The sequence below is a fragment of the Bdellovibrio bacteriovorus genome (assembly GCF_001592735.1).
GTDB classification, from domain to species: Bacteria; Bdellovibrionota; Bdellovibrionia; order Bdellovibrionales; family Bdellovibrionaceae; genus Bdellovibrio; species Bdellovibrio bacteriovorus_D.
In genome coordinates, this window is the sequence record NZ_LUKE01000001.1 from 591691 (window position 1) to 606058 (window position 14368).

Sequence of the window (14368 nt, forward strand, 5' to 3'; positions counted from 1 at the left end):
AACTAGACAAGCGATTCTTGTAACAGCTTTTCCATTTCAGCTTCAATCGCCGGAAGATCTGATAATGTTTTTATTTTGATAACTTCATCAAGTGGATATACCACCGCCAGCTTCACGTCCTGGATACCATCCGCATAGCCCATCTTTCTTAAAGACCAGGCATAAGCTTTCAACTGTTGAAATGCGACATCTGAATACTTTTGGGATCCCGTCTTGTAATCAACCACCCAAAGCGTCGAGTTGATGACTCCCCAAAGATCAATTTGTCCCTGTAACAAAGTGGATCCTTGCTTCATGGCAAACCCCCACTCCACAAAGCCTTTTTCAATGATCTCGAACAAAGGGATTTCAGAGGCATTCTTTAAATAATCTAATGGTTTTTTGAATTCGGGTTCAATGATACCGAGCAAGTCCTCATAAGAAGAATACTTCAAGGATTCAAAAAGACGATGAGCTTGAGTTCCCTGTTGAGCTTTCGCGAGCCCCACTCCCATTTGACTGGCCTTCGGAACATAAACGGAATCATGAGCCGACTCCGGCGCCACCAGGGACGTCACCGAAACAGATCTTTTTACTGCTTCCGGGATAGTATGAGTCCAAGGCTTGCGCACATCCTTATTTGCCAAAGTTTCTTGCAGCATTTTTTCAGGACGCGTGTTTTCAACCCGAACAAGGTAGGAAAAATCCTTTTCTTCGTGGAGGCCTTCTTCCAAATTCAAAGGACAGTGAGCCGCCCATGATTTTTTGCCCACTTTGCGATCCCAAAGCAAAGTAATCCCCAGTTTTGCCCGAGTTAAGGCCACGTAAAGAACGCGATTAAACTCTTCGGCTTCCCTTTGACGAAGTTCTTCGGTGATTTGATCGGCCAAAATACTTCCATCCATTGCTTGAGTTTCATCGTTACGCACTTTGAGTGACCATAAGCCATCATTCTCCCGAACGCTGAAAACCGACGCATGACTGGCTCGTGGATCTTGTCCCATACCAGGTAAAATCACTTGGTCAAACTGCAAACCTTTAGAGGCATGCACCGTCATAAAGTTCACTCTTTTCGGTTCAATCACCGGAGTTGCATCCGCGTCCTCGCCACCTTTATCCGCAGTCAAGGTCTCTAAACTCGCATCCAAGAAATCTAAAAAGTTAAATCCTGGACGTCGTTCTTCGGAGGAAAGGAGCGAAAGGACTTTCCAAAGATTGGCTTCTCGACGTCCCGTGGAATCAACTTTAGCGGAATAATCAAAAAGACCAAAATCAACCAGTGCAGACTTTAACGTCCACGAGAGCCCCTTTTCTTCACTCATTCCCAAAAGGCCTTTGAGCGAACGGATCGGATGAGAATCCGACAACGACTCGACAGACTTTAAAGCTTCTTTCCAATAAGAATGCTTGGAATGATGGCAGAACTTTAAAAGCTCCGAATCCGCAATACCAAACCAAGGCGAACGCAAAAGAGCGACAAAGTTGGCATTGTCATGAGGATTGATTAAAAACTTTAAAATAGCCAAGGCATCTAAAACTTCCCGACGCTCGTAAAAACTGCTGCCACTGTGAAGCTGTAAAGGAACACCGTGGTCTTGAGCCACTTTCGCAATATCTTCCAAAGTTTTATGCGTTCGTCCCAAAACACAGATCTGCTCTGGCGGAACGCCGTCTTTAAGCAATTCTTGAATGCGGGCGACCGTACTTAAAACTTCCATTGAAGTTTCGTCATCGTCAGATGTTTCTGTCATTTGAATCTGCGCAATCGGTTGGGCGTTGCCTTTTTTCTCTTTATCCGGAGCTGGCGTCATCGCGGCAAACTGGTTTTTACCCAGACTTGTAAAATAGAGATTTAAAAACTCCAAAACTTCCGGAGAAGAGCGGTAATTGACAAGTTTACTTTCAACCTGCCCGCCTTCATTGCGAACCTCGTCCACCTTTTGTTGAAAGACTTCCGAACGAGCTCCGCGAAAAAGATAAATGCTTTGCTGAGGATCGCCAACCACGAAGAATCTTTTTTCACCTATAAGATGACGTAAAAGCGCCACTTGCACGGGGCTGGTATCTTGATACTCATCGACCATCCAGTAATCCCACTCTTGGGAAAACTTCACGGCCGCTTCGGGAGCTTCACGGATGATCTTGTAAGACAAAACTTCAAGATCACTCATCGACAACAGGCCTTGCTCCAGTTTAGAAGCCATAAAATCGTGAGCAAAACTTTTCGCCAGTTTTTCAAAAAGCTCACAGTTTTTTTGGTGTTTTTCCCAAAATGCTGGCCGGTATCGGCCCGATTCTAAAAGCTCATCGACGTGATCTCGGGCCTGGCTCAATTCATCATTAAGGCTTAAAGAAAATGGGGCGGAGGTTTTACGAAAAACAGGTTTTGCCAAGTGCTCCCAGAAACTTTCCAAGCGCGCATAAAAATCTTCCCAAGATTCACTTTCTTGTCTCCAAGAAAACTGCGCCAAGCTTTGAGCATATTCTTGCCATTTGTCGTTGGTCGATTCTTGTTGAATTTCTAAAGCAACCTTGCGAATTTCACCCGCGGTTTTTTTTATAAACTTTTCTGTCTCTTTTTCAAGTTCCGCACCCGAAATAAAGCGCATTTCAGGAAATACGACGCTTTCATTGAAATAATGAATCAAAGAATTTTCTAAAGTGCCGAAGTCATACTCTTCCAAAAGCTCTTGCAGTTGAGCGTCCTCTAAAAGGTATTTACGAATGATCTTGCGCGCGCCTTTACGGATTTCGGCTTCATTCATGATCTTATAGTCCGGCGTCAATCCCACGGCCGCTCCATAGCGCGATAAGAAAAGACTTAGCACCCCATGGATGGTTGAAATTTGCACTTGCGACTTAGAACTTACAAAGTGAAACAGATCTTCGCGTTTTTCTTCTAGGGCTTTAGCTAAAAGGCGTTCCTTTAATTCTTGGGTGGCTTTTCGAGTAAACGTGGTAACCACAATGCGCGGGAAACGGCCTTGGCTTTCTTTAAAGCTTTTTGCGTACTCTAAAAATTCATGAGTCAGGCGTGTGGTCTTACCCGCACCGGCACCGGCGCGTAAGATGATGTTTAATTCAGATGCGGGGCTCGACATTGTCGCCTCCACTCACAGGTTGTGCAGATTTTAAAATCTGCTGGCCGAGGCTGAATCTCACCTTGGCGAATGCGATCCATCGTCGCCATTAAAAGACGACTGAACTCAGTGAGGTACTGTTGTTTCATTTCGGCCGTGGCATTTTTGTCTTTTCTTTTCGGCGCGGGATACAAAAGTCCCGCGCGATCTTCGATGCGGAAACCTTTGCGTTCAAAATTCTTAAAGACATAATAGAAAACACCCAGAACTTCGCCTTGGATGTTTTCTAATAAACCTTTTTCTAAAACCCACATGTAAAACAAGAGCTGCAATTCATGATTTTTCAACCAAGAAGCATGTGCGGAGATCCCCCCGGCGGAGCTTTTATAATCCAACAGGACTAACTGATTCCCGCCATCACTGTCGATGCGATCAATCTGACCTGAAATTTTAAAGCAGTTCTCTTTCGGCTCGCGGTGAATTTCTTCGGTACGGGGATCAAGATAAAACTCAAATCTTGTTTCTCTTCCGACGGTTTTGGTTTTTTTAAATTCCTCACGCCATTTCTTTTCAATTCCCAAAAACCGCAATCCTAATTGGATGTGCTTACGTTTTAATGGTAACCACAGTCTTTCATCGGCAAATAAGAGCTTCTTCTCCGCGCGGATTTTTTCTAAAACTTTATCTAGTTCGTCGGAGTTCCAATCATACCGCATGGGTTCTTGAGTTAACACCTCAAAAAGGGCATGGGCCAATTGCCCGCGCGTGCGGTGATCCACATCTAAATCAATGTCCGGCAAGTCTTTGAGTTTAAAATGCCTTTGCGCTGCAAAAATAAACGGACATTCCAAAAAGCTTTCTAAAGCGGAAGCTGATAAACGCGGCAGATCCAAAAGCTGGACGGGATCAAGCTCTCTTCGGCCTGCGTCTTGTTCAATGCGCTTTTCGATAAACTCTTTACGGTCTTGTACCGAAGGACGTGATCCCGGCAAATCCGAATATTGCACTTCATCCCAACGGGTTTCTAAAGGTAAAGACAAATGTTCATGATCCCCTTGCAAGCTCATCCAAAAAGTCGATGGGGAACATAAAGAACCGCTTAAATCTGTGGCTCCGAAGCAAAAGAGGTCTTGCTTCGAAGGACTTTCAGACAAAAGACGCAATTCAAAATCCAAATCACTTTGATCAGGATTATCCAGGTAAAATCCCAAATCTTTCGCCAGCTCAAAGTAGTCTTGACCCGAAAGTTGGGTTTTACTGCGACTTCTTAAGGACTCATCGGTGAGCCCTAAGAAAATCCGGTGCAAGGCTTTCTCGCTATCCGCGGACATGAGCTTCGTCACCATAATGCCGTGGCTCTGACCTTTTTCGATGCTAAACTCTTTGGCTGCGACGATGCTTTCAAGATAGCTCAACCATTCTTTCCAGCTTAAAGCGGTGTTCGCGGTGGCGTTTTGCAGAAGCTCGCGTAAGATGACTTCCACCATATCTGTCGACGCGGAAGTCCAATAAAAAAGAGCTTGGGCTACAAAAGCTTCACGCAAAATAACCCCGCGTAAATCCAACTGCTCGTTAAAGACTTTGCTAACGATTTCATTGCGCGACAAATCTTCCGTCGTATACAGGCTTTTAAATAAAGCGCGAAAATCTTCATAACGAATATGCTGAGATTCATCACGCTCATAAAAAGAAAGCTCTAAGTCCGAACTAGAAAGTCTTCCACTGCGCGAACGCAAAGAGGCTAGCCACCGAGTCACCGAAGGCAAACTTTGTACTTTGTGAGAGACATCTTTTTGAGCCGCAATGCCTTCTTCTTTTAAAAAAGCTTGAAGAACCGGCCAATAGGTTTCAATGTCCGGGGCAATGATCGCAATATTTTCAGCAGCAATCCCCGAGTCAAGCCAAGTGCGAACCTGACCTACCGTGTTTTTAATTTCAGCAAGCATGCCCGAAAAACGCAGAACCTGGATGCTTTTTTGCGGAGCCGGGCTTGGCGCCAAAGTTTCGGCCTTGCCCTGACTGTGCCCACGTAAATCATCATACGGCTTTAACAGAAAATGGAAATCTTCACGCCACGGCGGCGAAGGCTCTATCACCGTCACATCCACCGAACGCGACAAGGTGCGCAGGATTTCAGCTTCCACGCGGGAAACCTCGCCTCCCAGATCAACGATCAAAGGGAATTGCCACACTTTTTCTAAATCCGTAAAATTTTGCAGATATGAAGTGATCCAGTCCCCCGTGATCACGCGATGATCGTGCAAAAGCTTTAAGGCGCAAAAGCGTGCTCGCAAGTACCAATCTTTCCAACGATTCTTGGCTTCCGGGTGGGATTCAAACCATTCCTCCAACCGCGACGTACCGTCCGGATGAAAAATGATCGCGGCCATTTCATCAATATACGCAAATACCGTGTCTTCGGCCGAAGAGTTCACACCCAAGACTTCCGCATTTTCATCCATGATTGTTCGAAGCAAGCTGCGGGCGAAAGGATCACTGACGAGGCGCAATTTGGGATCTAAACGCTTTAAAAGAATTTTCCATAAATCACTGGCACGCAATACGGACTCATCAATGAATTGACCATCTTGTTGCAGAATTTTCTGTTGAAGCTCAAATTTAGTACGCAGATCCGAAACGAGCCATGATTGCACGCGGGGATTATAGTGTTGGAAAATCTCTTTGATTTGAGATCTATTATTCAGCAGAACTGTTTTTAGCATTCTTTCGGATCACCGGCGTTGTTTGAGTCTTCTCTTCTTGCCGCTATTATCCGTGAATTTGAAGTCAGCATCAAAGCTTAAATCAATGTTCAGAGTTACCATATATCGTGCGTCACCCGCTTGACCGGGATAAACACCCATCTCTTCGGTGTAACTTACAGCATCAATATGAAAGATCAAAAGATTCACCCCGGCGCCATAGCTAAAATAGCCCTGACCATAACCCGCACGCAAATCAATCATCGGCAAAGACACTTCGGCACCCAAATGCAATTTTTTTCCGATTTGAATATCCGGCTCCGTCAAATGACGTGCTTCAAAACCGACCAGAACATCAAGCCCCGGCAAGTCCACGCCCAACCCACCAGCAAAAGTCAGACTTTGCGGGATCGCAGGCGGCGCTTCATCCCCGGCCGTTTTGTTAAAAGTGGTCGTTCCCACATCTTGCATGATTAGACCCAATGTTGGTTTAAAAACGGGAACTGGGAGTTCGGTCATAAGCGCCACATCCACCCCGTAACCTTGCCCTTTATTTTGGAACCTATCACCGATGTCTTGGATGCTTGAAGCATCGCTCACATCACCGATGCTGAGCTCTTGGGTCGATCCTCCCCAGCGATTGATCCGTTTAAATGCCAAACCCAAATAGGTCGTAGGACTTAAAGGAAATGCACCCGCCAAATAAATGGCTTCGTCCTGCACAAAGTAAGTGTCAAATTCGGGAAAGGCCGGATTATGCAGCTCTAACGAAACCTCGGCATTATTCAAATAGCCAATACCAAAAAAAGGAATCGCCACACCCAATTTACCTGTGGCTTGGGCCCATACTTTTTCCCCAAAAAATCTGTTAAATGTCGACGGATCATTCGCGTCGATATCTTGGAAGTTTTTGATATTTTCAAAAGTAAAGCTGTTCGTCGCGGCACTGAGCTCTAAAAGCTTGATCTCTAAAACCGGTGAAGTCGCTAAACCTGCCGGATTGACAAAGATCGCATCTGCTCCACGAGCAAACGGCGCATACACTCCACCCATGGCCCGCGATCTTGCCGAACGAGAGGCATCACCCAATTGAGCTTGGGCTATGGCCGAAGTAAGAATAAGGAGAACGGAAAACACAAACTTCATCACTGAGGATCCAAATTAGGGCAACAGCTTGAAACAATGGATCCTTCAGGACGAGGATACGGAGGCATGCCGCTGGTATCAAAAGTAAAGTCGACGGTAATACCGCTAATATTGCAAGATCCAAATCCCATGTCAGAACTTGCGATCAAGCGACGCATAATGATTCGCATATTCTCGGTCACCGCCGAATCTAACGTGTTCGTGCAAGAAAGGGGTTCATCGAAATATGCTGGCAATCCAAAGTCGGAATACTTCGGTGTTACCGGCAGAACCGGCGTGATCGGAAGTTGATCCCAAGTTTTTCCCGCCCATAGCGGATTTGCGTCGTAACTTGAGGGGCTGCCAATCACGGGCAAAGTCGCTTCACACAATGTTTTTGCCGAATCAAATGCGCTTCCCGCGGAACCCGCAGTCAATTCGTCAGAAAGATAGGTCAGGTTTTCAAAAATCAATCCAATACCAGTAGAGATACGATTCACATCGGCATCGGTAAGATGGCTTGCGGCTGCAGAAGCATCACAGGAATTCCAAGTAACATCCACATTTCCATCACCCAAGCCCGAAGATTCCGTATCAAATTTAGTCTTTAAAGCCACCGCCATACGCGTAAGACCCAAAAGAGCGGCATAGACATTCTGGTTATTTGTTCTTAAATTCGCCGTCGCCCCAAGTTCACGCAATGTCGCAATCGAATTATCACAAGCCGTGATATCGGTCTGCTGAGTCGCATACAGTTCTAACGCAAACTCAAACATTTTTGAAGAACTGACATTTTTTAAACTTTGAATCAAATTAAAAAAGTTAATCCCGCACTTGCCACCGTAGGCATGCATCAAGCGTTCTTTCACCTTTGTTTGCGAACGAAAGGTCGGCGACAGCGTTGTCGTCAAAATGGTGATAGCCCCGTCCCAATTTCCAGAATCCATCATCTTGCGCGATTCATAAAATAAAGCGTCATCGCCATCCGTTTTAGAATACTCAGTCAACACGTTCGGTTTATCACACGATGTCGTGATCACTAAGCTCAGAACTAAAATGAGGATTTTACGCAAAGGCTTCATGCTTTCCATCCTTAAAAGCGAAACGCGAATTTAAATGTGTAACGTCTGTCTTCTTTAGGTGTGTCGGCCGTTCCTACTTCTTCTCCGTAAGTCGCCAATTGCCATTGAAATCTCTCTGATGCCAGCTCGAATCCCGCTGTCCAATATCTCTGATTATATCCTCCGCGAAGGAAGAACACATCCCCGAAGTTCATTTCGAGACCGGCATGCAAAAGTTTAGCTTTGTCGGGCTCATCCGCTGATGTTAATAAGCCACGATATTCAACCGTCCACGAGCTACGCACATTATTGGTGTGGATAGGAAACAACGCTGCTGCGACATCTAAGTCTTGCTTTACCAAATTGGGACGGTTCGTAGTGCTCATACGCACGCCACTCGCTGAATCAAATTTTGTATCGCCCACATCTCGCAATACCGCTGTCACCGTCGGCAAGAAGGTCCAAGGGGCCGTTAACATCAAAGCCACATCTGTAGAAAGACCCACGCCTTCACTGGCAATGGTGCTGTAATCTAACGGACCCGTCGCACTTAAGGCAGGATCAGAGACTTCGATACGACTGATAAGTTTGGTGTTAAATCCAAGCTTGGCGCGGCCATCAAGAAAACGGAAATTAAAACCTAATACGAATGCAAGGTCGTTGCGGTAATAAGTATTGATGGTGCTGCCATCCCCCGACATCTCCGCATCTAATAAATAGTTTCCATAAAGACCGATACCAAAATTTCGGGCAACAAACGAAGGAAATACTTGCGCCTTGGCGTGGTAATAAGAACTGCGTTTTTTATCCAAAGCACCGACCACATCTTCCAAGGTGAACGGGTTTGAAAAGCTTTGCTCTTTATACATGCCGTAAGTGTTGTAGCCAAACTCTAATTCGGGATCAAACATCGTCCCGTAAAAATCACGAAGTTTCCCCAATGCTGCGGGGTTTACTAACAATGCAGTTTCATCATTGGTCACAGCTAAACAAGCTCCGCCCATGCCTTGGCAGCGGACTCCGCTGTAAAAACTGCGACGCTCTTGGGCGTTTGCATCCTGCAAAAGCGACAAGAAAACTGTGATTTGAATGAGTGAGATCCATAAAATCCGTTTCATAGAATCCTCTTTTTCAAGATCTTCATCGGCAGAAATGGGGATCAAATTGAGACGACTGTCTAAAATAACGACGAAAGTCAGAACATTTATTTTCATCTCGACCTGTAATGGAAAGGCCCGTTAAGGACCTTGGTACTATGCCGATAAGCCCTATATATAAGACCAGTTCGTTCTCTTGAAGGAGTTTAAAATGAATAAGACGGCAGCAGTGATCCTGAGTTTAAGCATGGGTGCTCTTTTGGCAGGTTGCGAAGGCGCGCAATCCGAAAAAGATATGATCGCCGAAGCACAGTTTTGCTTAGATGAAGCCACTGATGGGCCTACGGCTAAAGCCTGTGTTTCAAAGATCGCGGGACTCGATACCATGCAAGCCAACACCCTTCGTTGCGCGGCAGGATTTATTGAAGCTGAAGTCACCAGCCCGCGCAATCTTTCCAACGCACTGAACGCCATCAGTAATGGTGAAGGAGCATCCTCATTACTGACCTCATTAAGCTTTCCGAGCGTCACTTTGGCCAATGAGACTTTCGTTTCCTGTAACAAAGCCTCGACAACGGGATTAAAATTGATTGGTGCGATGGCAAAAAGTGCCACCTTACTTGCAGAAGCTGCCAAATCATTTGGCCTAAGCTCATGCTCTACGATCACGGCTTGTTCGCCAGCGGACCTTGAAAACGGTTTACAACAATTAGCGGACGATATCCAATCGGGAAACCCCAGCGCGCAAACAGAACAAACAGTTTTAGCGGTGGTCGCATCCATCCAAACGGTTTACACATCGACTTGTACAGGATCTAGCACAGCAAATGGCGATATCTGTAATCAGATCAACAATGCCATCTCTACTTCAGGAAAAGACATTACAACCACAAATGAAGCAGAACTCTTAGCCATCGGCAAAGAGCTTCTGCTTCAATGGAAAAACAATTAGAAATCTAAGTTCAAACGAGTCGCGTAAACGCGGCTCTCAATCGGCGTATTGCGAGTGCCGACGTCATTCGCATACGTCACTAAGTCCAGATTAAAGATACCAAGTTCCGCCGACAGACCGGCCGTCCACATCCGGAAATCAGCACCATTTAAACCAAATCGGTAATGCCCTTTCCACCATGACGACACTGTCCAATCAAATTCTAAACCGGCATGAATACCTTTACGCCAGTTGAAATCCGGATGACCTAAATCACGCACATCAAGAACACCCCGGCCCCCAAAAATCCAGGCAGATGGATATTCCCAACGAGAGCCCAAATCATACACACGGTACAACTTTTCTGGACGATCCGTTGAAGTGTTTTCTTTATTTACTAGCTTCATGGATTGACCAAAACCCATTTCACCGACGTTACGCACGACCGCGCCGAAAGTTGGACGCGCCAATCTTAAAACAGACCAGAAACCTTCATCGGGAAGCTCTGGTGTCCACAAAACACCGATATCGGCATCGATCGTGTAACCTTCTAATAGGTCCTCTTTTCTTACAATTTCATCACTCGCCGCTAAATCCGTCGCACTGATCGGTTTGCTAAAAAAACCGCGGTTGACGAATTTACCAGTGATACCCCATGAAAAACGGCCATGATCAAAACCTTTTAGATCATCGGCATAAGCAAGGCCCAAAGTTGTATCTGCATACACGGTGGCATTTAAAGTAGGACCAACTTGTTGATGCATGGCCATTTCCACACTGACATCTAACGGAATTAAAGCAACTCCCCAATTCGGGCGCACCCACGCGGCTTCTAACGGAGAGACCCGTACAGAAAACACATCGCCGTAGTGGCGTTGGATCAACTCCAAATACTGCGTTTGCTTATCCGTTTCAGACAAGGCCGCATTATCTTCGATAACTTTATATTCATCGTAAAAATCTTTAGCTCCTGGGGTTGCCGCATAGCTCATGGAAAGATTGATCTGACCATCTTCACGGCGCGCTAAACCCGCCGGATTATAAAAGATGGCCGTATAATCATTAGCAACAGCAACGAAGGCATCACCCATTCCCATCGCGCGCGGAGATTGATACTGATGATGAATGGTCGTACTAATACTTTGGGCTAAACTTATAGAAGAGAACGCCAAAGTTACTAGGCTCAAGGATAAGCCCCGTCTTGAAATCATTTTGCCTCCAAATTTCATTAACAATGATTGTAGTCATAATTTATACTTATTCGTATGCGACTTTTGCTGCTTCCATTTTTTTTGACCTTCGTCTTGAATGCCGCCCCAGCGTCTGCGGCACCACAAACAACCACGACGGTTGAGTCCACTCCTTTAAGGGGGGACGATGATCCGGCCTTGGTCAGAACCAATCCCGCATTTCGCGAAGATCCCGTGACATTTTTCATGAATCTTTCCATTGGGTACGATGGCGGCAATCTTTTAGAACGCGATGAGTATGTTCAAGGCGGTTATTTTGCTTTGCGCTTTATGCCTTTAAAAAATGACCAGATTGTTTGGGATTATCATTTAGAGGTGAGCGAAAAGAATCTTTTGGGGGTGGCGGTCGGTCGTCGTTGGTATTGCTGCCCGGGGGATGAGTTTATGCCTTATGCGCGGGCATCGGCCAACATGATTTTAGATCCCAAGGATGAGCTTGCGGGATTTGCCGAAATTCGCCGTTGGCGCTTGCGCGCCGCTGTCGGTATCGGTGAAAAGTTCATTTGGGAGTTCGGTGTCGGTCTTGCGGTGACAGGTCCGGATATCTATGCCCAATTCGGTTATAACTTCGGCTTTTAAAGCGACTTTAACCACTTCGTCAGTCGTAAAATTTCAGTCTCCAAATGCGCGCGGTCTTTATCATTCCGAACAATAAAGTCGGCGTATTTTTCTTTTTCTTTCAACGGCACTTGGGCCTGCAAACGACCCTCGATCTCTTTATCTGTCCATTGATTACGAGAACGCAGACGTTGTTTTTGTTGTTCAAGTGTGCAGGTCACCACCACCACTTTATCAAATTGAGCCTGGGCTTGAGACTCCACTAACAAAGGCATGTCATAAATGGCCAAGCTATGCCCTTGGCTCGCTAAAACTTCGCGCTGTCTTTTGACTTCCGCCCTAATCAGCGGATGCAAGATCGCTTCAAGTTCCAGTTTTTTAAAAGGATCATCAAATACGTACTGCGCCAGTTTGCGGCGATTCAAATGTCCTTCGGGGTCGAGAAGTTCATGACCGAATTTTTCTAAGACTGACTTAAGTCCAGGCGAGCCTTTTTGTACCACTCCCCGCGCGATTTCATCGGCGTCAACCAGCTGAAAGTCCAGCTCGCGAAGGCGTTGACTGACGGTGCTCTTACCACTTGCAATACCTCCGGTCAGGCCGATCCATTTCATAGCTCAAATCTCCTTAAGGATTGGGGTCATTTTACCGATAGACCTCCCAAAGGGGAACAGATTTTCATGTCTCAGGCCTTGGAACAATTTGGTAAATACATTCTTTTAGAGCGACTTGCCGCAGGCGGCATGGCGGAAGTGTATCTATCAAAATCCACGGGTGCCGTGGGCGTAAATAAATTTGTCGCCATCAAGCGCATCCTTCCCCAATATTCAGATCACCAAGAATTCATCGAGATGTTTAAAGAGGAAGCAAAGATCGCCGTGAATTTAAATCACGGGAACGTTGTCTCTATTTATGATTTCGGGGTTGAAAGAAGTCAGTTCTATCTGGTGATGGAATATGTAGAAGGCCGCAATCTTCGTCAAATTTTAAATGAACTAAAAAAATCAAATACGCAGTTCACGATTGAACAGATCGTTTACATGATCAAAGAGGTGGCGGCGGGCTTAGACCACGCTCACCGTTGTATCGATGGAACTACGGGTAAGCCTTTAAACATCGTTCACCGTGATATGTCCCCACAGAACGTCATGGTTAGCTTTGAGGGTGAAGTTAAGATTATCGATTTTGGTATCGCCAAAGCCGAAACTCAATTGGAAGCCACTAAAGCCGGAACCCTTAAAGGTAAATACGGTTACATGAGTCCGGAGCAAGCCGATGGTCAATCCATCGACACGCGCACAGACATATTCTCTTTAGGCATCGTCCTTTGGGAGCTTTTAGCAAATGACCGTCTTTTTACTTCTAACAGTGAAGCGGCTATTCTAAGAAAAATCCGTGAATGCCAAATACCTTCGATCCGCAAAATCAATCCTTCGATTCCACCGGAGCTTGAGCAGATCGTGAATAAAGCTTTGGCCAAAGATAAAAGCTTGCGCTATCAAACCGCATCCGCTTTTCATCGCGATCTGAATCGCTTTTTAAATACTCAATATCCCGAGTTTTCTCCTCACGATTTTAGCGTATTCATGAAGAATGCTTTTTCCAGCGTATTCTTAGATCAGCGTCGTAAGCTTGTTGAATACTCGAAGGTTCAAGGTTCACCGGCTGAAGATAAAACGGTCGTGACCCAAACCGACGTGCGCCCTCCACAGCCTCCGCGCCGTGCAAAGGTTGATCCCGATGCCGAAGATAAACTGGATATCGACACGTCGACCGACATCCGCGTTTCTTTAGATCCTTTAAAACCACCTCCTCGTCCCCAAGGCGGCACGCAGACAAATATCAGCGTCACGCAGACACGCACGAGCGTTGGAACGATGACTCGCACCCCCTCTTCTGGAACAATCCGTGGCCCCATGCCAAGTTCAAGATCAGGATTGCCGGTTGAAGAAATCACCGGCTGGGTGATGAAGGCTGTATTATTATTAGCTTTAGTCGTTGGCGGCAGCTGGGCTTATCAAAATCTTTTTGCGAGCAAAAAACCGAAAATGACGGCAAGCACAGATCCAGGTCGCGCGACGACGTCAGAGCCCGTCGCGGAAGAAGTTCCGATCAATACGATGGAAACCGCTTCCAATGCTCCGGAATACACTATGACTATTCATAGTGTCCCCGACAAAGCCCGTGTCGTTTTAGATAATGTCGACACTAAAGAGTACACGCCGTTTAGAAAAACGGTCAAAGCCAACACACCCGTAACAGTGCGCTTGGTTCGCGAGGGCTACACCGACCTAGTAACAACCGTCACTCCGGTTTACGAAGCGTATTCTTTCAGCGGAAAGCTTGAACGCTTACGTATGATGGCTTCCCTTTCAATTAACATTGTTAATGGTGGCGCAAATCCAGAACTTGTTATCTCTGGCATTCCAGTGGATATTAAGCCTTCAGGTGCTACTTACACCATTCAAGCCGGTGTTCCGATCAAAATCCAAGCTCGCAATAAAACTACGGGATTGTCGGCGGAAGCCACTGTCACCGTTCCAGAAAATGAACGAAGAACGTTGGATCTGTTTCTGAAATAGGAG

At 46.0% G+C, this 14368-nt stretch carries 10 protein-coding genes; 3 read left to right on the forward strand and 7 right to left on the reverse strand.

Annotated features, from left to right (window positions below; all coding sequences use genetic code 11):
- Window positions 1-2: 2 nt before the first annotated feature.
- The 5 genes from AZI86_RS02835 to AZI86_RS02855 form a co-directional block, all read right to left on the reverse strand.
- A complete protein-coding gene (locus AZI86_RS02835; RefSeq protein ID WP_061833586.1) occupies window positions 3-3080 on the reverse strand; it encodes a UvrD-helicase domain-containing protein in 3078 nt (1025 codons plus the stop codon).
- Window positions 3056-5713: a PD-(D/E)XK nuclease family protein gene (locus tag AZI86_RS02840; protein ID WP_253715623.1), complete on the reverse strand. Its 2658-nt coding sequence runs from the start codon at window positions 5711-5713 to the stop codon at window positions 3056-3058. The genes AZI86_RS02835 and AZI86_RS02840 overlap by 25 nt, the downstream gene beginning before the upstream one ends.
- Window positions 5714-5791: 78 nt before the next feature.
- A complete protein-coding gene (locus AZI86_RS02845; protein WP_096000871.1) occupies window positions 5792-6907 on the reverse strand; it encodes a hypothetical protein in 1116 nt (371 codons plus the stop codon).
- Window positions 6907-7968, reverse strand: a complete 1062-nt coding sequence (locus tag AZI86_RS02850) for a hypothetical protein (RefSeq protein ID WP_061833589.1) — start codon at window positions 7966-7968, stop codon at window positions 6907-6909. The genes AZI86_RS02845 and AZI86_RS02850 overlap by 1 nt, the downstream gene beginning before the upstream one ends.
- Before the next feature lie 11 nt (window positions 7969-7979).
- Window positions 7980-9161: a hypothetical protein gene (locus AZI86_RS02855; RefSeq protein ID WP_253715626.1), complete on the reverse strand. Its 1182-nt coding sequence runs from the start codon at window positions 9159-9161 to the stop codon at window positions 7980-7982.
- Window positions 9162-9255: 94 nt separating this feature from the next.
- Here AZI86_RS02855 and AZI86_RS02860 point away from each other — a divergent pair, with 94 nt between their 5' ends.
- Complete coding sequence (locus AZI86_RS02860; protein ID WP_061833590.1) at window positions 9256-9996, forward strand: hypothetical protein; 741 nt, start codon at window positions 9256-9258, stop codon at window positions 9994-9996.
- On the opposite strand, the gene AZI86_RS02865 is transcribed toward AZI86_RS02860, so the two are convergent.
- Window positions 9993-11186, reverse strand: a complete 1194-nt coding sequence (locus tag AZI86_RS02865) for a hypothetical protein (RefSeq protein ID WP_061833591.1) — start codon at window positions 11184-11186, stop codon at window positions 9993-9995. The genes AZI86_RS02860 and AZI86_RS02865 overlap by 4 nt on opposite strands.
- Before the next feature lie 54 nt (window positions 11187-11240).
- Here AZI86_RS02865 and AZI86_RS02870 point away from each other — a divergent pair, with 54 nt between their 5' ends.
- The gene (locus AZI86_RS02870) at window positions 11241-11804 is read left to right on the forward strand and encodes a hypothetical protein (RefSeq protein WP_061833592.1); all 564 of its coding nucleotides are present in this window, start codon (window positions 11241-11243) and stop codon (window positions 11802-11804) included.
- Here AZI86_RS02870 and coaE read toward each other — a convergent pair.
- On the reverse strand, window positions 11801-12397 hold the full coding sequence (coaE, locus tag AZI86_RS02875) for a dephospho-CoA kinase (protein WP_061833593.1): 597 nt from the start codon (window positions 12395-12397) through the stop codon (window positions 11801-11803). The genes AZI86_RS02870 and coaE overlap by 4 nt on opposite strands.
- Before the next feature lie 66 nt (window positions 12398-12463).
- On the opposite strand from coaE, the gene AZI86_RS02880 reads away from it, so the two are divergent.
- Window positions 12464-14365, forward strand: coding sequence for a serine/threonine-protein kinase (locus AZI86_RS02880; protein WP_061833594.1), 1902 nt, complete (start codon window positions 12464-12466; stop codon window positions 14363-14365).
- The last annotated feature ends 3 nt before the right edge of the window (window positions 14366-14368 follow it).

Excerpts from the sequence above, each read along its gene's own strand:
- AZI86_RS02835 (WP_061833586.1), bottom strand. The coding sequence starts at position 3,080 with ATGTCGAGCCCCGCATCTGAATTAAACATCATCTTACGCGCCGGTGCC.
- AZI86_RS02845 (WP_096000871.1), bottom strand. The coding sequence starts at position 6,907 with ATGAAGTTTGTGTTTTCCGTTCTCCTTATTCTTACTTCGGCCATAGCC.
- AZI86_RS02850 (WP_061833589.1), bottom strand. The coding sequence starts at position 7,968 with ATGAAGCCTTTGCGTAAAATCCTCATTTTAGTTCTGAGCTTAGTGATC.
- AZI86_RS02855 (WP_253715626.1), bottom strand. The coding sequence starts at position 9,161 with ATGAAAATAAATGTTCTGACTTTCGTCGTTATTTTAGACAGTCGTCTC.
- AZI86_RS02860 (WP_061833590.1), top strand. The coding sequence starts at position 9,256 with ATGAATAAGACGGCAGCAGTGATCCTGAGTTTAAGCATGGGTGCTCTT.
- AZI86_RS02865 (WP_061833591.1), bottom strand. The coding sequence starts at position 11,186 with ATGATTTCAAGACGGGGCTTATCCTTGAGCCTAGTAACTTTGGCGTTC.
- AZI86_RS02870 (WP_061833592.1), top strand. The coding sequence starts at position 11,241 with ATGCGACTTTTGCTGCTTCCATTTTTTTTGACCTTCGTCTTGAATGCC.
- coaE (WP_061833593.1), bottom strand. The coding sequence starts at position 12,397 with ATGAAATGGATCGGCCTGACCGGAGGTATTGCAAGTGGTAAGAGCACC.
- AZI86_RS02880 (WP_061833594.1), top strand. The coding sequence starts at position 12,464 with ATGTCTCAGGCCTTGGAACAATTTGGTAAATACATTCTTTTAGAGCGA.